This window comes from Actinoplanes italicus (assembly GCF_003001815.1).
Lineage (GTDB): Bacteria > Actinomycetota > Actinomycetes > Mycobacteriales > Micromonosporaceae > Actinoplanes > Actinoplanes italicus.
In genome coordinates, this window is the sequence record NZ_PVMZ01000013.1 from 15,308 (window position 1) to 34,299 (window position 18,992).

The following is an 18,992-nucleotide window of genomic DNA, read 5'->3' on the forward strand; positions in this document are numbered from 1 at the left end:
TGTGTGGAGTCCGGGCGCGTGATGCGCCCGGACTCCACACGCGGGCCTGACCGTTCCCGGCCGGATGGGCCGACCGGGAACGATCAGAGGGGGGCCCGCGGAACGAAGGCGGTCGCCCGCGACGCGGAGGTCTGCACGATCTTCAGCCACTCGCCGTCGGCGACCACGTGATGATTCGGATAATTCTTCGAACGCAACGCCAGTGCGGCGCCTTGACGAATCGTCACGGCGCAGAAAGTCGCGTCCTGACGGAATAGCGCGGAGGCGTCGTTCCTGTCGAGGCGTATTTCGAAATTTCGATGCCGGAGATAATACCCGGGAAAGTTAACAGATTCGAACGACACGCAGTCGTTGCCGGCCAGTCCCGTGCGTACCCGGAAAGCCGCGTCGGCGCCGTCTCGGCGGCTGATCGGCTCCAGGCGGCCGCGGTAGTCGCGGTGCCGGACCCGGTGTCCGGAGCGGTCGGCGGCCTCCAGCCCGACGGTCGATCCGACGGTCAGCGACACCGGAGCCGGGGTGGCCGGCCGGGTCGTCGCGGGTGGCCCGGTGGTGGTCCGGGTGGCCACCGGTGAGGTCTTCGGCGGCGGCGACCAGTCCTCGGTGGGGATGGCCGGCAGGGTCGTGCCGGTCGGTGACGGCAGCACGCTGACCGGCACATCCGTCGACTCCACCGCCGGTGGGAAGGGCTGCGGCGGCAGGCCGCCCGCGGGGTAGGTGAACTCGGCGGCGACCGGCTCGGGGCCCTTGGCGGCGTCGAGCACCACGGCTATCGCCGCGGTCGCCGCGCAGGCGAGACAGAGGGCCGCGGCGAGGACCAGCCGGGGGCGCATCGTGCCCCCGGCGCGCAGGCGGGAAAACGAGTCGCGGCGGGGGCGGCCCGCGATCGAGGCAGGGTGGGCGGTGGGCCGGATCGGCCCGGCGGGCGTGCCGCCGGGTGAATACGGCGGAATCCAGCCGCCGACCCGCAGTCCGTTACGGGTGTCGTCTTCCGGCATTGATTTCGCTTCCGTGGGGGACGTTCGCAAGAATCACTTAAGGATTCGATAAGGATCTACACGCTCGGGGCATGTGAAAGCAAGAGGGAAGCTTGTCCCAAATTTTTGGGAGCGCTCCAATCGAACCGAAGCGGCCTCGCGTCCGTACCTCCGTGCGGAGTCATCCCGTGGGCTTCGAGGAGAGCAGCGTGGACAGTCCTGCCGTCCCTGACATCGACAACACCGCCGTCCCGGCGGACACCGCGACCGAGAACGCCGGCGACACGGCCGAGGCCGCGCCACCCGCGCTGCCCGACATCTCGGCGTTCTGGCCCGACGCGCCGCACCGGGCCGGGCCGCCCGCCGACCACTACGAACCGGAGGACGCCGAACCGGTAAGGATCGAGCAACCCTGGCAGGACCGGGGGTCACAGCGGCCCACCATCGAGTTGCGGCTCGCCCCGCGGCAGCGCCGCATCGCCTGGAAACCGGTCGCCGCCCTGGTCGCCGCCGTCCTGGTGGCCGGTGGCCTGTCCTGGTACGCCACCCGCCCGCCGGACCCCGGCCGAGTCGCCGCCCCGGTGTTCGCCGAGCCCAGCGTGGTCGCCCCGCCCGGCAACCCGCCGGTCTCGATCGAGACCAGCGCTCCGGCCGGCGCGATCCCGGACGCGGCAACCTTCGAACTGGCCGACGGCACGACCGAGCTCGACGTCCGGATCGGCGAGATCGCGGAGGGCTGGTACGAGGTGTCCAGCCCACCCGGCAGCGGCATCAACGTGCGTACCGAGGAGGCCGGCGGCGCCGTCCGGATCTTCGTCGACGACACCGGCGACGTCGGTACCGCCGAGGTCGACGTGGTGCTCAGCCCCGAGGTCGTCTGGTCCGTGCTGATGCGCGGCGGTGTCCGTACCGCCAAGATCGATCTGACCGGAGCCCGCGTCGGCCGCGTCGATCTGCTCGGCGGCGCCGCGAACATCGACCTCGCACTGCCGAAGCAGAAGGCGACCGTGCCGATCTCGATGAGCGGCGGCATCCGCGACTGGCGGATCAGCACCGGCGGCCAGGCGCCCGTCCGCGCCGAGCTGAAGTCCGGCGCCGGCACGGTGGTCGTCTACGGCAAACGGGACAAGGGCGTGAACAAGGGCGCCCGGTTCACCGCGGGCAGCGGGGCCGGGGGCATCGACCTGGTAGCCGAGGAGGGCGTCGGCACCCTGACCGTGGCGGCGGGCCCGGGCGGGGGCACAATCTCGGGGTGACACGTGCAGCAGGCGACGCCACCCCACCCGACACGTCGGTCTCCCTGGACTACTTCACCGGGCTCTACCTGGCGAAGGACGACCCGTGGGACGTCGCCACCAAGTGGCACGACCTGCGCAAGTACGCGGTCACGGTGGCCAGCCTGCCCCGCGAGCGGTACACCCGGTGCTACGAGCCGGGTGCCTCGATCGGAACGCTGAGCCGGATGCTGGCCGGACGCTGCGACGAGGTTCTCGCCACCGACAGCGTCCCCGAGGCGGTCGACCTGGCCCGGCAGAACACCGCCGACCTGCCCAACGTACGGGTCGAGCGGGCCGAGCTGCCGGCCGAGCTGCCCGACGGCGTCTTCGACCTCGTGGTGATCGGCGACCTGCTCTACTACCTGTCCGGCGACGACCTGACGGCGACGCTGGACGGGCTGGTGGCCCGCCTCGAGCCCGGCGGTGACTTCGTGTCGGTGCACTTCCGCGACCGGCAGAACGGCGGCAACTACGACGGCTTCAACGCGCACGCCGCGCTGCTGGCCACCGCCGGCCTGGAGCCGGTCGTGCACCACGAGGACGAGTGGTTCCTGCTCGACATCCTGCGCCGCGTCGCCCCGGCATAGCTCGCCCCGGCATAGCTCGCCCCGGCATAGCTCGCCCCGGCATAGCTCGCCCCGGCATAGCTCGCCCCGGCATAGCTCCCTGTCGTGGTGGGACTCCCATTCTGGACGCTCAGATGACGTGGCGCAGGGCGGTGAGGCCGGGCACGGCCAGCTCGCCGCGCTTCTCGCCGGTGGCGGTGTCGAGCCAGGTGACCCGGCCGGTGCCACCGGTGTAGAGGCGGCCGCCGTCCCGGCTCAGTCCCATCCCGCGGACCGGGCCGGCCAGCTCCCAGCTGCCGGTCCGCTTCCCCGAGACCCGGTCCACGACCGTGACACCGCCCGCACCGACCAGGATCCGGCCGTCGGCGGTGAGCGCCAGAGCGGCCGAGGACCCGGCAACCGGTGGCACGTCGACCACCCGCTCGATCGACAGCGACTCGGGGCTCGCGTAGGCCAGCTTCCCCGCGTTCAGATCGGCGACGAACAGGGTGCGTCCATCGGCGGCGAGAGCGTGTCCGGCCGGCGGACCCTCACCGAACGGGTGGGGCAAATCGAGGCAGTACGCCCATCGCTCCACCAGATGCAATACGTGGACGAAGGCGTGCGCGTTCCCCGGCCGGCCGGAGAGCAGATCCCGGGTGTGCCGGTGGCCGGGCTGGTGGGTGTAGAGGGTGAACAGCATCTTCCGGTCGGCGGAGAGCACCGCCTGCCGCCCGTCACCGCGCATCTCCTCCTCGGCGCCCGTCGGCACCGGCGTCTTGTTCCGGGTGAACAGCGGTTCGACCTTCCCCGTGGCCAGGTCGAGCAGCCGTACCCGGTAGTGGTCCGGCGCGGTGGCCGGCAGCCAGTCCAGCACGAACAGTCCCGTGTTGTCGGCCGTGAACGCGTCCGGCTCGATCACCCCGGCCAGGTCGAAACGCCGTTCCCCACCCGGCCCGGCGACGGCCAGGATGGTCCGGGCGCGCGCGGCCGGCCGGTCGGAGGCCCCCGTCCCGCTGAGCGCGCACGCCCGGCCGTCGACGGCGACCACCCGCGGCGTCCAGTCACCGGCCAGCGCGGTGTGGCCGACCTTCGCGCCACTCGCCGGATCGAGCTGCTCCACCCCACCGGGCACACCCGCGTAGAGATGAGTGCCGTCGTAACCGGCTGCCGCCGCGCCGAGGTTCTGTTCCCCGCCCGGCCCGAGCCGTAGCAGGCCGCGCTCCGAGTCGGCGAGCAGCACGTCGGGCGCCGTGGTGGCCGCGCGGGCGCCTGTCTCCCGGCACCCGGCCGCCGTGAGAACGAGTCCGGTGCCGGCAAGCAGAAGAAGTTCACGCCTGGTGGTCATACCCCGAAGACACCGCCCACCCCAGACAGGTTCCCACCCACCACCAGCCCTCTCCGGCCCACCACCGACCCTCTCCGGCCCACCACCAGCTTCTTCGGTCCGCGGCCAGCGTCTTCGGCCCGTAGCCAGCCGTCTTCGGTCTGCGGCCAGCCGTCTTCGGTCCGCGGCCAGCCGTCTTCGGCCAGTCGCCAGCCTTCCTCCGCCCGCCGCCAACCCTTCGCCGGCGATCTTGTGAGGTTGTGCCGCTGCAGCAGCCCGAACTCCACAAGATCGTCGCAATGTGGGTCGGCGCGGGCGGCGGGCTGGTCGATCTTGTGAGGTTGCGCCGCCGCAGCAGCCCAAATCTCACAAGATCGGCGGGATGGGGTGGCGGAATGCGGGGCGGGAGGGGTGCGACCGGGTGATGGGTGGCGGGTGGCGGGTTGTCGATCTTGTGAGGTTGTGCCGCCGCAGCAGCCCGAACCTCACAAGATCGGCGGGAGGCGGGAGGCGGGAGGCGGGAGGCGGGAGGCGGGAGGCGGGAGGCGGGGCGCGGGAGGCGGGGCGCGGGGCGCGGGAGGCAGGGCGCGCTGCGCGGGAGGCGGGGCGCGGACGCGTCAGCGGCGTCCCCGGTTGCGGCCGTCGCGTCCACCGGGGTCCGAGGTGATCACCAGCGAGCCGACGCCCGCGACGGCGTCCACCCGCAGGCCGGGACCGTTGCCGAGATCTCCCGATTCGATGACGGTCCCGGGCGCGGTGCCGCCGCGCTCGTCGCCGTAGACGACCACGTTCCCGGCGCCGTTACCGACCGTGACGCGCGCGGGCACCCGTTCCTCGGTGCGGATGCGGAAGTTGCTCGCCCCGCCCGCCATCCGGATCGGCACGACCCCGGACAGGCCGCCGAGCACGATGTCGAAGGTCTCGGCGCCGCCGTCGAGGTCGATGGCGCTGACCGTGCCCGAGCTCGTGTCGAGCCGGGCCGTCTTCACCCCGGCGGCCAGCCGCAGATGCCAGACGATGTCCTGGCTGAGCCGCACCTCGACGGACGACGCACCGGTGAGGATCTCGATCCGGAGCACGCCGCCGGTGAACGTGGTGGCCGACTGCACTTCCGACCCGTCCGGGGACCCGATCGCGAAGGGCTGCTCGCCGAGGTCGGCGGTGCGCACGGTCAGCTCGGTGACGCCGGTGACGAACTCCAGCCGGGCCGACCGGATCGACGGCGTGGTGGTGGCCGACGGCGACGGGGTGGGGGAGAGCAGCAGAGGCGGCGGCTGCGGGGCCACGGTGATCTGCGGCTCGACCGGGATCACCGACGTCACCGGGGCGGCCGCCTGTTCCTGCTGCCGGCGGATCTCCGAGTCGGCGAGAGGGCGGGCCAGCAGCACCGCGCCGGCCACCACGGACAGTGCCAGCACGCCGGTCAGCACGATCGGCAACCGGCGGTCCGCGGGCGTGGGGGTCTTGTCGAGGTCGAGTGTCGGCACCGAGGGCGCGCCCGGCACGAACTGTTCCCACTGGGCGCGCAGGCGGTGCGGCGCGTCCGGCCAGTAGTCCGCGATGTTCGGCAACGGCGTGCCGCTCTCGCGCGGCTCGGGTGCCCGGTGTTTCGCCCGGTCCACATAGCCGCCGATTCTCAGCCCCGCGAGACGCTGACCCTCGTCGGGTCCAGGCTCCGTCCGCCCCACACGCGTCTCCTAGCGGCGCCTCGAATATGAATCATTTTGTGTGTACGAGCACGGAGGTTATCGCCCCATTGTCGCTTTGCCAACACGCGTCCCGGCGATTGCCGATCTCACAGCGCAACCGGCGGCCCGAGAGGCCCCGACCTGCGGCGACTAACATGGCGGCGACGTCCGCAGAGCAGGTTCACCGCCGCACGCTGCCCAAGGCGGACCAGCACGACGACAGCCTTGGAGACCCGCGTGACCAACGACCTCGCCGCCCGGCTCCTCCGGGCGGGCGTCACCGACGTCCTCACCGATGCGGCGCACCGGTCGGCGTACGCGAGTGACGCCTCCCTCTACCGGATCGTGCCGCAGCTGATCGTCCGTCCGCGGCACGACGACGACGTGCTGGCCACCCTCGCGGTGAGCCGCGAGACCGGCGTGCCCATCACCGCCCGCGGAGCGGGAACGAGCGTGGCCGGCAACGCGATCGGGCCGGGCATGGTTCTCGACTTCAGCCGCCACATGAACAGGGTTCTCGAGGTCGACGGCGAGGCGCGCACGGCCCGGGTGCAGGCCGGCACGGTCCAGGCGGTGCTCCAGGCCGCGGCCAAGCCGCACGGCCTGCGGTTCGGGCCGGACCCGTCGACGCACACCCGCTGCACGATCGGCGGCATGATCGGCAACAACTCGTGCGGCGCGCGCACCCTGGGCTACGGCCGGACGAGTGACAACACGCTCGGCCTGAAGGCGTACACGATCGAGGGTGAGGAGCTCGCCGAGTCGAAGGCCGTCGACCGGCTCCGCGACGTCATCGGCGCCAACCTGGCGATCGGCCGCACCGAGTTCGCCACCTTCGGGCGCCAGGTCTCCGGTTACGCCGTCGAGCATCTGCTCCCGGAGAACGGCTTCAACCTCACCGAGTTCCTGGTCGGCAGCGAGGGCACCCTCGCGGTCGTCACCGAGGCGACGGTACGCCTGGTCGCCGACCCGATCCACCGCACGATGATCGTGCTCGGCTACCCCGACTTCGGCACCGCGGGCGACATCATCCCGTCGATCCTGGAGTTCAAGCCGACCGCCTGTGAGGGCCTCGACCACCGCATCTGCGACGTGGTCCGCTCCCGCCGGGGACCGGACGCGGTGCCTCCGCTGCCGGCCGGCACCGCCTGGCTGATGATCGAGATCGCCGGCGACGACCTCGACGACGTCCGCGACCGGACGGCCCGCCTCGTGAAGGCCGCCGAGGCCGTCGACCACCGGATCGTCGAGGACGTCGCCGAGGCCGCCCCGCTGTGGAAGATCCGTGAGGACGGCGCCGGCCTGGCCGGGCGCGCCCCGAGCGGCCTGCCCGCGCACGCCGGCTGGGAGGACGCCGCGGTCCCGCCCGCGCGGATCGGCGCCTACCTGCGTGACTTCGACGATCTCACGGCCCGGCACGGGCTCTCGGTCATGCCGTACGGCCACCTCGGCGACGGCTGCGTCCACGTGCGACTCGACTTCCCGCTCGACAAACCGGACGGCCCGCAGCTGTTCCGGGCGTTCCTTGAGGACGCCGCCGACCTGGTCGTCAGTTACGGCGGATCGCTCTCCGGCGAGCACGGCGACGGCCGGGCCCGCTCCGAGCTGCTCACCCGGATGTACTCACCCGAGGCGATCGGCCTGTTCCGGCAGATCAAGGGCGCCTTCGACCCGGGCAACCTGCTCAACCCGGGCAACCTCGTCGACCCCGACCCGGTCGACGCCAACATCCGCGTCTCCCAGGCCCGGAAGGTGACCGTTCCGCTGGCGCTCGCCTACCACCACGACGACGGCGACTTCAACCAGGCCGTGCACCGGTGCACCGGCGTCGGCAAGTGCCGCGTCGACACCAGGGTGCTCGGCGGGGTGATGTGCCCGTCCTTCCTGGCCACCAAGGACGAGAAGGACTCGACCCGGGGGCGCGCCCGTGTTCTCCAGGAGATGCTGGACGGAGACCTGGCACCGGACTGGCGCTCGCCGGCCGTACACGATGCGCTGGATCTTTGTCTCTCCTGCAAGGGTTGTGCGTCGGACTGTCCGACCGGGATCGACATGGCGGCCTACAAGTCCGAGGTCACGCACCAGGCCTACAAGGGCCGGCTGCGGCCGCGGTCACACTACTCGCTCGGCTGGCTGCCGCGCTGGTCCCGGCTCGCGTCGAAGATGCCGGCGCTCGCCAACCTGGCCACCAGCCTGCCGGGGGTCAAGGGCATCGCCCTCTGGATCGCCGGCGTCGACAAGCGCCGCAACATCCCCGCGTTCGCCCCGAAGACGTTCCGGTCGTCGTTCCGGCCGGTCGAGACCGGCAAACCGGTGATCCTGTTCGTCGACAGCTTCACCGACCACTTCTCGCCGGAGATCGCGCAAGCGGCCGTGGACGTGCTGGTCGACGCCGGTTACGCCCCGCGCGTCGCCAGCCGCAAGGCCTGCTGCGGTCTCACCTGGATCTCCACCGGCCAGCTCGACGCGGCCCGGCGCATTCTCGGCGGCACCGTCGCCGAGCTGCACGAGGCCGCGAAGCAGGGCATCCCGATCGTCGGGCTGGAGCCGTCGTGCACCGGTGTGCTGCGGCAGGACGCCGTCGAGCTGGTGAACAACGAGGCCGCCCGCGCGGTCGCCGAGGCGACGGTGACGGTGGCCGAGCTGCTCGCCGCCACTCCCGATTACGACCCACCTTCCCTCGAGGGCGTACGGGTGATCGCGCAACCACATTGCCATCACCACGCCGTGATGGGCTGGGACGCCGACGCGAAGCTGCTCAAGAAGGCCGGCGCGACCGTCAAACGGCTCGGCGGCTGCTGCGGCCTGGCCGGCAACTTCGGTGTCGAGCGCGGCCACTACGAGGTGTCCGTGCAGGTTGCCGAGCAGCAGCTGCTGCCCGCGCTGGAGAAGGCGGAGGAGGGCGACATCCTGCTGGCCGACGGCTTCTCGTGCCGCACCCAGGCCGACGACCTGGCCGGCGTCTCCGGGATCCACCTGGTCCAGCTCCTCCAGCAGCGGATCCACGACCGCCGGACGGCTCAGTCCTCGACGGCGTAGGTGGTGCAGCGGTAAAGGCCGGGCGCCGCCCTGTCGATCTCGGCGGCGACCCGGTCACCCAGCGCCGCCCACGCCTCGTCCTGGTCCTTGCGGATCTCGTCGGGCATGTGCCGGTATCCGTAACCGGAGTACAGCAGCACACCGAGCGCCAGCGGCTCGTATCCGTCGTAGTCGTAGACGCGCGGTGCGGCAGGTTTCCGCTCGTCGTTCGTCAGCCGCAGCCGGACGGCGGCGTCCCGCACCAGCGCGAGGACCGCCGCCTGCTCGTCCTCGGACATAGCCGCACCGTCGGCGCGTGACACGAACAACGCGGGCCCGAACGCGGACATGAGCACCCTCCATCGGTAGGGCACCAGGGTGTCATGAGTCGGGCTCGACGGTGAACAGGTCGCCGGGCTGGCACTGCAGCGCGTCGCAGAGCGCGGTGAGCGTACTGAATCGGATGGCCCTGGCATGTCCATTCTTGAGGTTGGACAGGTTGGCCAGGGTGATCCCCACGCGGGCGGACAGCTCGGTCAGCGTCATCCCGCGCTCGGCCAGCAGCTTCTCGATGTGCACCGAGACCCGGTGCGCCTCCTCGGGTGGCATCAGACCACCCCGTCGAGGTCGGCGCGCATCTCCTGGCCGCGGCGCACGATCTCACCGACCGCGAGCAGGGTGATTCCTAAGAACAGCCACACCGCGGGCACGGTGAGGTCCAGCGTCGTGTAGGTGCCGCCGACGTCGACCGTGGCGCTCAGCCCGAACCGGGCGACCACCTCGGCCACCCACGCGAACAGCCCGCCGCCGATCAGCAGGATACCCAGTGAACGCAGGCTGGCGGCCAGGCCCGACCGGAAGGGATCAGTGCGGCGGGCCCGGCCGATCGCCCGCCAGAGCAGTGCCAGCGTGGCGGTGATCAGCACGAACCGGGGCAGCGTGGCGAGAAGTGCCCAGCCCAGCTGTGCGGCGGTCGGATCGGTGACGTCCAGGACGAGGGAGTCACCGAGGACCACCCCGGCCGGGGCGCCGGTGAGGGCGTCGGGGCGGAGCGCGGTCTCGGTCGCCACCTCGACCTCGATCGGCTGGCCGGCCAGCGTGGCGATGACGGCGGCGACGCCACCGGCGCCGGTCAGCACGGTGCCGAGCAGCAGAAGTCCGTGCAGCTCATCGATCCAGTCGGGCCGGCGCAGTGTCCTGAGCAGGTTCATCGCGTCTCCTTATCGTTTATCGATATCTCGATTATCAATAAACGATAAGGCGGCGTCAACCCTCGGCTGACCCGGCGCGACCGCGCAGATCCCGCAGGTGCGCGCGCTCGGCGGGGTCGGCCGTGAGGGCGATCGCCAGGTCGTACTCCGCCATGGCCTCGTCGCGGCGATCCAGGCGTGCCAGCAGATGCGCGCGGGTCGCCCGGGCCGGCTGGAAACGCGACGCCGCCTCGCCCGTCTCCGCCAGCAGCGCGTCCAGCCGGGCCAGCCCGGTCGCCGGGCCTTCGGCCTCGGCGGTCACCGCCGCGAGCGCCACTCCACCACCCAGCGACGGCGCCAGGTCCTGCAGGATCAAATGCAGATTCAGGAGGGTACGCACGTCAGGCGCACCCGTGCAGTGCAGCGCCTGGATGGCGGCCTCCACCTGGAACCGGCCCAGCCTGCCGCGTGCGTGCGCCGCCCGCAGATGCTCGTGGGCGCGCCCGATCAGCCGCCGGTCCCAGCGCTGCGGGTCCTGCTCGCCGAGCGGCACGAACCGCCCGTCCGGGCCGGTGCGCGCCGCCGCCCGGGCAGCGGACAGCTGCACCAGAGCCGCCAGGCCGCGCGCCTCCGGGTCGTCCGGAACCAACCCGGCCAGCACCTCGGCCAGGTGCAGCGCCTCGGGGCCGGTCTCGGTGCGGTCGATGACGTAGGCGCCGTAGACGGCCTCGAGCACGGCCGCCATCCGGGGCGGCAGGTCGTCGCGGTCCGGCAGCCGGAACGGGATCCCGGTGGTCCGGATGCGCTTCTTCACCCGTACGAGCCGTGTCGCCATCGTCGTGGCCGGGACCGAGAAGGCCCGGCCGATCTGTTCGGCGGTGAAGCCCAGCACGGTGTTGAGCATCAGCGGCGTGTGCATCGCCCGGTCGATCGCCGGGTGGGCGCAGACCAGCATCAGCTCGAGCCGCCGGTCCGGGATCGCGTCGACGTCCAGGTCGTCGAGGTGGATCGGCGTGTCCCGGTCGGTGTCGAGAACTACGGTCCGGCGGAACTCGGCGGACTTCCAGCGGTCCCTGAGCCGGTTGCGGGCGACGGTCAGCAGCCACGCGTCCGGTGCGACCGGAACGCCCTGGCCGGGCCAGGTGCGCACCGCCTGCTCGAACGCGTCCGCCAGCGCGTCCTCGGCCGCCGCGACGTCCTGCGACGCTGCCGACAGCAGCGCCAGCAACCGGCCGTAGCTGTCGCGGGCGGCCAGCTCGGCCGCCCGCGCTCCGCTGCCGGTAAGCGTGTCCATCCGCCGTCCCAGCGTCTCCGCTCGTCGCCTCAGCGCGTCCATCCGCCGTCGAGGAACGACGTGGCCACCGGGCGGATCTCCATGGTGCCCCACTGGGCGGCCGGGCACTTGCCGGCCCAGCTGATCGCCGCGTCCAGGTCCGGGACGTCGATCAGGAAGAGGCCGGCCAGCGCCTCCTTCGTAGCGGCGAACGGGCCGTCCTGCACCCGGACCGCCCCGTCCCGGTTGACGACCGTGCTCGACGCCTCCGTGGGCTGCAGCACCTCCGCCGCGAGCAGGACGCCGGCCTCGTGGAGCGCCTTGGCGTAGATGTCGAACGCCCGCATCGCCTCGGCGACGACCTCGTCGCTCAGTTCGCCCTCGGCCGGCTCTTGGTGGTGCATGAGTACCGCGTACCGCATCGCTGATCTCCTCGTTTCGCCGAAGTTGTCACTCCCATGACGAACGAGGACCGGCCGGATCGTCAGTTCCGCCGGCTCGCCACCATTTCCGGTGTGCCCAGGATCGTCTCGACGTCCTTGGTCGCCTCGTCCAGTGCCTCGGGGTCCGGCTCGACGCCGATGCCGGGCCGGGTGGGGACCTGGATCATGCCGTTGTGCATCACGATCGGGTCGGTGATGTCCCGCTTGTAGAAGCGCTCCGATGCGGACAGGTCACCCACCAGGGTGAAGTGCTCCAGCGCAGCGAGGGCCACGTTCGCCGCGCGGCCGAGTCCGGTCTCGAGCATGCCGCCGACCCAGAGCGGTACCTTACGGCCGCAGACGTCGTGGATGTCCTTCGCCTCGAGGTAACCGCCGACCCGGCCGGGCTTGATGTTGAGGATCGCGGTGGCACCCCGGCCGATGGCGTCGAGTGCGTCCGCGGTGCTGGTGATGGGCTCGTCCAGGCAGATCGGTGTCTGCAGGGTCTGTGCCAGTTCGGCGTGGCCCTCCAGGTCGTTCGTGGCCAGCGGCTGCTCGATCATGACGAGGCCGTACCTGTCGAGTTCCGCGAGCTTCTTGGCGTCGTCCAGGGTGTACGCGCCGTTTCCGTCCACCTGGACGGGAGCGTCGTCGCCCAGCAGCCGGCGGATCATCCGGACCGGTTCCACGTCCCAGCCTGGCTCGATCTTGATCTTGATCCGCTTGTACTGCTTCTCGAACCAGTAGTGCCGGACGGTCTCGCGCAGTTCGTCCATGGGCATGATGCCGACCGAGACACCGGCCGGGACAGCCTTCCGGGTGGCGCCGAGATAGGTCGCCAGCGACGTGTCCCTGTGGCGGAGCTGGGCGTCCAGAAGAGCCATCTCCAGCGCCGCCTTGGCCATCGGATGGCCGTCCACTCCGGTGAAGACCGCCCTGGCCGCCTCAGCCGTGACCTTGTCGCCCAGCTCCAGGGTCATCGGGATGAGCTGGTCGCGCAGCACCTCGGCGGCGCTCTCCATGCTCTCGGACGAGTAGATCCCGTCGGGCATGGCGACGCACTCACCCCAGCCGGTCATGCCTTCGGCGGTGCGCAGCTCGATAAGCAGCGCCTCCCGGTGGTACTCGGTGAAGACCGAGGTCTTGAACGGTGTGACCAGCGGCAGGTGCACCCACCGGAATTGGACGCCCGTGATCCTCATGCCTCGAACACCGGTGCGACCTGTCGGGGCAGCAGCACGTACTCGCGCCGCTCGCTCATCCCAGCGACCCAGAAGCCCTGCTCGAGAAGGGACTGGAAACGTTCACGCACGGCGACACGTTCCCTCCGGACGAGTCCGGGGTCGGTCTGCCGGAGGGCGTTGACGTCCTCGGGCACCGAGATCACCTCGGCCCCGGGCAGTACGACGGCGTGCCGCCGGACACGGGAGTGTCCCTCCTCGGGTGCCTGCTCGGCCCACCGATCCCGCAGGTCCCACTCCAGTACCAGCCGGTCCGTGGCCTGATCGGTGTTGACGCCGTCGTTGAGCCGGCCGTAGAAGTCCGGCTGGTACGACGTGACCACGGCTCCGACTTTGCATAGATTGAAGTACGCGTTGCGGGCCACGAGCGGATCGAAGGTCCAGCGGATTTTTCCCAGGCCGCGGCTCAGGGCCCACCGGCGCTGGTGGCGTTTCATCGCATACCCGATGCCGCCGTCGCTGGCCCGGGTCCCCACGATGTCGGAGTGCAGGTGGTCGGGCGGGCCGGAGCTGCTCGATCCCATCCAGCCCACGGCGCAGCCGATCAGGTCCGTTCCGTCGAACACCCCGTGCACGTAGTTGCCGGAGTAACTGAGCGAGCGCAGCAGCGTGGTGCTGATGACCTCGATGCGCTCGGCGTCGGTGCGTGCCTGCCACACACCCCGGAGCAGTTCGGCGGCAGCCTCCAGGTGCTCCGCGGACCGGAGCTCGACCACGTCGGCGTGCGTCACACCGTAAGCGGTTCGCCGTTGCTCCACGGCGCCTCCTGCCCTTGCCACCGCCACCTCCGGCCCCACGCTGAACTCGACGGGTTCCTTCGTAGCCCGAATAGCGGGCTGCGATTCACTTGCCCGTTCGCCGTTCTGCTTGAAACCGAAGCGGACCGTACCGAGAAGGACGCGGCTTAACAAGCGTACAGGCCTGGGTGAGTCGGGACACCACCGATACGAAATAGCGCGCCCTGCGCACGAAAGCACAGCGAGCACCTCTCGGGGCAATGATCACGCACGTGCATACCCTGACCTAATTGATAAATCAGGCTGTCCACCTATAGCGTGACAGTCTTCCGATGTGGTTGCACGAAACTCCTGTTCAGCGGAACAACTGCGCCCGTTCCGGTTGCCGGTCGACGAGGGCCGCCGCCATCGCCATCTGGTCCCGGATCCGCTTCACCGAGGCGTCCCACTGTCTGGTCAGTCCGGGCCGGCTCTCGAGTGCCTTCCAGGCGGACTGCCCGAACTCGTCGAGGCGGGCCGCGGGCATCCAGAGGTGCAGCAGGTGATCGACGGCGGGCCGGAGCCGGACCACGCTCTGCGCTGGCTGTTCCACACCTATCCGACTCTGCTCGATGACGGACAGCAGCGCTGTCAGCAACCAGTCATGCAGGGCGAGGTCTTCGAACAGGTCGAGCAGGCCGTCGATCGCGCCGGGGGCGGCGAGCTCGAGCTTGATCTCGCGCAGGCCGTCCTCCCGTACGGTGAAAAGCACTTTGGGGTCTTCGGCGTCCTCGTTGACCACCGCGGCCCAGCGAAGCACCGTCCGGCGGACCCGCAGGGGCAGCTGCTGGTCCAGGACCGGCGATTTCTGGATCCTGCCGACCAGCCCGCCGCAGAACGCGCCCATGCCCATGGTCGAGACGCTGCGGTCGGCGGACAGGTGCGCGGCGGCCGTCCCGGGTATGTCGGTCCGGCCCAGCGTCTCCACCACCCCGAGCCGTGCAAGGTAGTGCGACCAGGCCCGCCGGTGGCCACCGGGGACCGGCTCCAGCCGGGCGACGACCGAGCACTGCAGGACCCGGCCGCCGGTCAGGCTCGCCCGGCCCATCAGCGTGCCCACCCCGCGTACCTTGGCGCCCGAGCGGGCCTCGATGGTGCAGTCCACGCCGGTGTAGGTCCGTGGGCTGACCGCGTAGCTGATCGGCCGCTCCGACACCCTGACCCGCTCGCCGGCGGTCAGGGCGAGAGCGGCCTCGGCGAATCCCTGGGGGATCCCGCCGGAGTGCCGCAGCGCGGTCGTCTGCACCTCACCCAGGACCAGCACCACGCACCGGACCCGTATCGACGAAGAGGTACTCGAGCCGGTCGATCACCTTGGACGGCAGCGTGAGCTGTTCGCCCTCGGCCCGTTCGGTGATCTGGGTCAGTACCGCGGGATCCACCGCCACCTGCTGCATGATCGTCCGTACGGCGTTCTCGATCGGCTGGAACTTCGGCGAGCAGATGGTCATCGCCCGGTAGGCGCTGAATGGCGCCGCGCGCTCGTTGACCCTCAGGATCAGGGGAAGGGCCCGCCAGTTGTCCGGGAGGTCGGCCGGTATCGGCTGCGGCGACGCGACCCGGCGGCCCTTGTCGCGCAGCACGCCCAGCCGGAGCAGCTGCCACGCGGTCGCGAGCATCGCGCACGACCAGAGCCTGCCGTCGGGGCCCTCCCTCCAGAGCTCGATGTCGGCGAAGATCGAGTGGTTAACGGCGGCGTTCTCCGCGGGCGGGCTCCATCCGGCGGTGGCGCGTTTCATCGCCTCCTGGCCGGTGCCGTTGGATCCGCCGGACCTCTGCCCGTTGCAGAGCCAGCCGGTCTCGCGGGCCGGTGGGCGGGCGCCGGTCGTGCCCGGTGGAGGATCGTCCAGCAGCCGCGCCTCGACCAGTGCGGCCGGCGACAGGCCGGCCTCGGTGGACTCCGGATCGGAGTGCGCCGGCACGGGGTCGGCGCACCCCGACTCACGGACGACGTAGTCGATCTCCAGACCGGCCTTGTGCGCGGCGGTGAGCAGCTTCGGCACCAGCACGGCGGGCGGTTCCACGGTGTCGAAGTAGTCGTCGACCAGGAGACAGGTGCTGATCCGCGGCCGGCCCTTGGGCGTCACGCCGTGATAGGCGGAACGGGCCGCCGCGTACCAGATGCCGATCCGCCGGAAGTGGTCGACGAAGAAGTCCTCGTCCTCGCGCAGATCTTCGGCGTAGAAGTGGCCCAGTTCGACGGAGAGGTTGGCGAGCGGGACGGACTCGACCCGGGCGTCCGCGGCGGATTCGAAGAACTCGGCGTGTGCCTTCATGCGCCGATCCAGTCGTCGTCGACGGCGAGTCGGCGGGACAGTTCGCCGAACGCCTCCACGGTCGAGCTGTTGGCGATGTCCCGGGCGACCACGTCGTCGTCGGAGATGAGCTGCTCCCGCCACTGCAGCACGGGGTCCAGAGGAACCGTGCCGATCACCGCGCTCCGGCCGACCTGCCAGGTGGCGGCCAGGTTCCGCAGGTCCTCGTCACAGTCGCGCAGCCAGGCGACCTGTGCCGGGCGAAGTCCGCTCAGCTCGACCGAGTCAGGGTCGACCACGGCGGTACGGACGAACTTGATCGCCGCCCGGAGCCGCTCCCGGTCGTGCCCGGCGTCCACCCCGACCTCGAGGATGCCGTTCGGGCCGTAGACCAGGCCGCCCGCCGCCGGGATGTGCTGACGGGTCCACCGGTGGAAGACCAGCCACCGCGCGGTGACGCCCCGCAGGGCCGGGTCGGCGGTCGCCTCCAGCACGAGCTGTGTCGCGTACGACCGGCCGGCGCTCAGGTCGATCAGGCACATGTCGAACTCCTCGTCGAGTGCCTGGAACAGGTGCACGCACCGGCGCAGCGCCTCCTTGTCCGGCCCGAACTCGCCGCCGTCCTCGTCACCGGGGAAGAGCATCAGCTTGCCGGAGCCGGGTGGTCGCTGCCGCAGGCTCGCCCGCGCCGACCGGCTCCATACGTCGATGCGTTTCGCCTCACCGGTCGGTGCCACGTTCGTGTCGAGCAGGTACGAGTGGAGACCGCCCTTGCGGACCCCGCGCGCCGCGTCGGTTATCTGGAAGATCGACCCGGCCGTCGGGGATCCGAAATCGAAGTCGAGGTAACAGACGTTCGAGCCGGCGAGCGCGCTGCGATAGACGACGTTGCAGCTGGTTACCGACCTTCCGGTGCCACCCTTGTCGGAGGCCGCGAAGACCAGCACCCTAGTCCCCAGCCTGGAATTCCCGAGCCGCGGAGAGCTTGTCCAGCTCGCGGAGGACCTCCAGCAGATGGGCCGTCGCCGTGCCGGGATGGGTCCGCATCATCTGGCGCGCCCGGCGCATGCTGGTCGCCTGCCGGGTCAGACTCGCGCTCAGCGCCGGACCGGCCTCGCCCGAGCCCCGCAGCTGTTCCTTGTCGAAGACGTTCTCGGCCTCGGCCAGCAGCTCGGAGGCGAAGCGCGTCATGTTCGGGCCCGGTGGTGGGTCGTTCAGGATCAGATCGGCCGCGGTGCCCATGCACTGCACCACGCGGGTGGTGTGGTACCAGCTCGGCGCGTCGCGGTGGCTCAGGCTCGGGTAGACGTTCGCCGGGTCGTCCCAGAGGTCGGTGCCCGGCCCCTCACGCAGCCGCCGCCGCTCCAGGTGCCGCCAGACGTCGTCGGCCAGGTTCAGCAGTCTGGTCTGCTCCTCGGCGTCGTTGACCTGCCCGGCGAGCGCGAGCGCCCGCCCGAACAGCAGGCTCGACAGCTCGCCGAGACGCCAGCCGACGCGCGGGGCGCCGGCGCTGGTCTGCTCCGCGCCCTCGAGCCGGACCCAGCGGCCCGGCTGGTGCAGATCGAGTGCCGGGTCGTTGGTGAGTGCGCGGCGGCGGACACGTCCGCGGTCGGCCAGGTCCTCCAGCACCCGGGTGACGCGCGACAGGTCGGCCAGCGGCGCGTTCTCGTCACCGAGCGAGTGCCGGACCAGCGAGAGGACCAGGAGGCTGTAGTAGTCGCTCTCGGCCTCGGCCGTGGTACGCCAGGGCAGCTCCTCGACCGGCCATCTCTGGTCACCCAGGGTGGCGATCGTCGACCAGTACCGCTGGGCCACGTCCCACTGCAGCTGGAGGGTACGCGACATGGCCTGCTGTTCCTCGTTGAGCAGGCCCAGCAGCCGGGTCTCCTGGGAGAACAGGTCGCGGATGCCGTCGACCGCCACCACCGTGAAGTAGAGGTACGGGAAGGGCTCGGCCAGGCCCGGCTGCGAGTACACCCCCGAGGAGGTCTTGACCTGCTCGGACCCCTGCACGACGCCCCAGGACCAGCCGCACTCGAACAGCTTGTCGGGGTTCTCCAGCAGGTCCTCCACCTGGTCGGTGTTGATGCCGATCTCGGGAAGGCCGGCCATGACCGACCGGAGCGCGTTGCGGATCCGGGCGACCGCGTCGGGGTGGTTCGTGCCGGGGTAGGCGTTCTCCCGCATGATCCGGCCGCCCGGGCTGTCGGCCGGGAAGACGCTGATGGTGAAGCTCCGCTGGAGCCCGGCCATCGCGGCGGTGAGCCGTCTCTGGGCGGCCGCCTCGACCTCGGCGATCTCCTCGAGGTACGCCTTGCGCTGCACCTGCGGGCGGTAACCCCGCAGGAAGCGGAGCACCGCCGTGCAGAGCACGATCGAGGTGGAGAACGAGTCCACCACCTCGATGTCGAGCTGCTCGGGGGCAGGCAACGTCTCGTCACCCGGCTCGGTGGTCAGGTAGTTGCCGCCGGAGAAGATCGGCAGCTGGGTTTTCTGATCGACGTACTTCGCCATGTACGTCCCGATCAGGCCGACGATGCGCTGCGGGATCTCGACCGGTCCGCCGAACCCGGCGAGCGCGATGGAGACGTCGTCCTTGGTCCGGTCCGGCCGGTCGTAGCGGATGTCGAGCAGTTTCTGCGGGGGGAGCAGCAGGCACAGGAGCAGCTCGGCGTCACTGATGGAGTTGCTGCCGCCACGGTCGTCCCACTTGAACGACTGCGCGGGACCACAATACTTCGAGATCGCTTTCCACACCGACAGCAATTCCTGGCGGGGCTGAAGTCTCATCGGTCGGCAACCACCATTCATTCATCCTGGTCATTGCTCATCGCAGCGTCATATCGCCGCGCGACGCCCAGGTAATCACCCGACTGCTGGGCCGTAGCATATCCCGCGATCCGTTCGGCAGGGACCCCCGAACATTAGGGACATTAACCTCTTAGTCCATCTAAGGGAAGGTGTCTGTAATGGATCATCAATGGTTGATAGTCTCGTGACTCGCAT

The 18,992-nt window shown here is 70.7% G+C and carries 17 protein-coding genes; 3 read left to right on the plus strand and 14 right to left on the minus strand.

Features of this window, described 5'->3' with window-relative positions; all coding sequences use genetic code 11:
• Positions 1–83 precede the first annotated feature (83 nt).
• Entirely contained in the window at positions 84–995 is a 912-nt protein-coding gene (locus tag CLV67_RS28455; RefSeq protein ID WP_106323763.1) for an AbfB domain-containing protein, read from the minus strand.
• 188 nt (positions 996–1,183) lie between these two features.
• Here CLV67_RS28455 and CLV67_RS28460 point away from each other — a divergent pair, with 188 nt between their 5' ends.
• Positions 1,184–2,230 (plus strand): hypothetical protein, encoded by a 1,047-nt coding sequence (locus tag CLV67_RS28460; RefSeq protein WP_146169318.1) that lies wholly within the window; start codon positions 1,184–1,186, stop codon positions 2,228–2,230.
• Positions 2,227–2,838, plus strand: a complete 612-nt coding sequence (locus tag CLV67_RS28465; RefSeq protein WP_106323767.1) for a class I SAM-dependent methyltransferase — start codon at positions 2,227–2,229, stop codon at positions 2,836–2,838. The genes CLV67_RS28460 and CLV67_RS28465 overlap by 4 nt, the downstream gene beginning before the upstream one ends.
• 109 nt (positions 2,839–2,947) lie before the next feature.
• On the opposite strand, the gene CLV67_RS28475 is transcribed toward CLV67_RS28465, so the two are convergent.
• Positions 2,948–4,144: a PQQ-binding-like beta-propeller repeat protein gene (locus tag CLV67_RS28475; protein WP_106323769.1), complete on the minus strand. Its 1,197-nt coding sequence runs from the start codon at positions 4,142–4,144 to the stop codon at positions 2,948–2,950.
• Between the two features lie 596 nt (positions 4,145–4,740).
• Entirely contained in the window at positions 4,741–5,811 is a 1,071-nt protein-coding gene (locus tag CLV67_RS28485; protein WP_146169319.1) for a hypothetical protein, read from the minus strand.
• Positions 5,812–6,048: 237 nt separating this feature from the next.
• Here CLV67_RS28485 and CLV67_RS28490 point away from each other — a divergent pair, with 237 nt between their 5' ends.
• The gene (locus CLV67_RS28490; RefSeq protein ID WP_239166548.1) at positions 6,049–8,850 is read left to right on the plus strand and encodes an FAD-binding and (Fe-S)-binding domain-containing protein; all 2,802 of its coding nucleotides are present in this window, start codon (positions 6,049–6,051) and stop codon (positions 8,848–8,850) included.
• Here CLV67_RS28490 and CLV67_RS28495 read toward each other — a convergent pair.
• The 11 genes from CLV67_RS28495 to CLV67_RS28545 all read right to left on the minus strand — a co-directional run bounded on the left by CLV67_RS28495 (position 8,832) and on the right by CLV67_RS28545 (position 18,776).
• On the minus strand, positions 8,832–9,179 hold the full coding sequence (locus CLV67_RS28495; protein ID WP_106323775.1) for a hypothetical protein: 348 nt from the start codon (positions 9,177–9,179) through the stop codon (positions 8,832–8,834). The genes CLV67_RS28490 and CLV67_RS28495 overlap by 19 nt on opposite strands.
• Positions 9,180–9,210: 31 nt before the next feature.
• Positions 9,211–9,438 (minus strand): helix-turn-helix domain-containing protein, encoded by a 228-nt coding sequence (locus CLV67_RS28500; protein ID WP_106323777.1) that lies wholly within the window; start codon positions 9,436–9,438, stop codon positions 9,211–9,213.
• The gene (locus CLV67_RS28505) at positions 9,438–10,040 is read right to left on the minus strand and encodes a DUF2975 domain-containing protein (protein WP_106323779.1); all 603 of its coding nucleotides are present in this window, start codon (positions 10,038–10,040) and stop codon (positions 9,438–9,440) included. The genes CLV67_RS28500 and CLV67_RS28505 overlap by 1 nt, the downstream gene beginning before the upstream one ends.
• Positions 10,041–10,095: 55 nt before the next feature.
• Positions 10,096–11,313, minus strand: a complete 1,218-nt coding sequence (locus tag CLV67_RS28510) for an RNA polymerase sigma factor (protein ID WP_106323781.1) — start codon at positions 11,311–11,313, stop codon at positions 10,096–10,098.
• Positions 11,314–11,342: 29 nt separating this feature from the next.
• Entirely contained in the window at positions 11,343–11,714 is a 372-nt protein-coding gene (locus CLV67_RS28515; RefSeq protein WP_106323783.1) for a YciI family protein, read from the minus strand.
• Between the two features lie 62 nt (positions 11,715–11,776).
• Positions 11,777–12,916, minus strand: coding sequence for an o-succinylbenzoate synthase (menC, locus tag CLV67_RS28520; protein ID WP_106323785.1), 1,140 nt, complete (start codon positions 12,914–12,916; stop codon positions 11,777–11,779).
• Positions 12,913–13,713: a GNAT family N-acetyltransferase gene (locus CLV67_RS28525; protein ID WP_106323787.1), complete on the minus strand. Its 801-nt coding sequence runs from the start codon at positions 13,711–13,713 to the stop codon at positions 12,913–12,915. The genes menC and CLV67_RS28525 overlap by 4 nt, the downstream gene beginning before the upstream one ends.
• A 334-nt stretch (positions 13,714–14,047) precedes the next feature.
• Positions 14,048–14,998 carry an SCO2521 family protein gene (locus tag CLV67_RS28530; RefSeq protein WP_106323789.1) on the minus strand — a complete coding sequence of 317 codons (951 nt, stop codon included), beginning with the start codon at positions 14,996–14,998 and terminating at the stop codon, positions 14,048–14,050.
• Positions 14,979–16,007, minus strand: coding sequence for an SCO2522 family protein (locus tag CLV67_RS28535; protein ID WP_106323791.1), 1,029 nt, complete (start codon positions 16,005–16,007; stop codon positions 14,979–14,981). The genes CLV67_RS28530 and CLV67_RS28535 overlap by 20 nt, the downstream gene beginning before the upstream one ends.
• A complete protein-coding gene (locus tag CLV67_RS28540; protein ID WP_106323793.1) occupies positions 16,004–16,933 on the minus strand; it encodes an SCO2523 family variant P-loop protein in 930 nt (309 codons plus the stop codon). The genes CLV67_RS28535 and CLV67_RS28540 overlap by 4 nt, the downstream gene beginning before the upstream one ends.
• Position 16,934: 1 nt before the next feature.
• Entirely contained in the window at positions 16,935–18,776 is a 1,842-nt protein-coding gene (locus CLV67_RS28545; protein ID WP_146169320.1) for an SCO2524 family protein, read from the minus strand.
• Positions 18,777–18,992 lie beyond the last annotated feature (216 nt).

Coding starts and splice junctions, on each gene's coding strand:
- CLV67_RS28510 (WP_106323781.1), bottom strand. CDS start 11,313: ATGGACACGCTTACCGGCAGCGGAGCGCGGGCGGCCGAGCTGGCCGCC.
- CLV67_RS28455 (WP_106323763.1), bottom strand. CDS start 995: ATGCCGGAAGACGACACCCGTAACGGACTGCGGGTCGGCGGCTGGATT.
- CLV67_RS28475 (WP_106323769.1), bottom strand. CDS start 4,144: ATGACCACCAGGCGTGAACTTCTTCTGCTTGCCGGCACCGGACTCGTT.
- menC (WP_106323785.1), bottom strand. CDS start 12,916: ATGAGGATCACGGGCGTCCAATTCCGGTGGGTGCACCTGCCGCTGGTC.
- CLV67_RS28535 (WP_106323791.1), bottom strand. CDS start 16,007: ATGAAGGCACACGCCGAGTTCTTCGAATCCGCCGCGGACGCCCGGGTC.
- CLV67_RS28505 (WP_106323779.1), bottom strand. CDS start 10,040: ATGAACCTGCTCAGGACACTGCGCCGGCCCGACTGGATCGATGAGCTG.
- CLV67_RS28545 (WP_146169320.1), bottom strand. CDS start 18,776: ATGAGACTTCAGCCCCGCCAGGAATTGCTGTCGGTGTGGAAAGCGATC.
- CLV67_RS28515 (WP_106323783.1), bottom strand. CDS start 11,714: ATGCGGTACGCGGTACTCATGCACCACCAAGAGCCGGCCGAGGGCGAA.
- CLV67_RS28495 (WP_106323775.1), bottom strand. CDS start 9,179: ATGTCCGCGTTCGGGCCCGCGTTGTTCGTGTCACGCGCCGACGGTGCG.
- CLV67_RS28500 (WP_106323777.1), bottom strand. CDS start 9,438: ATGCCACCCGAGGAGGCGCACCGGGTCTCGGTGCACATCGAGAAGCTG.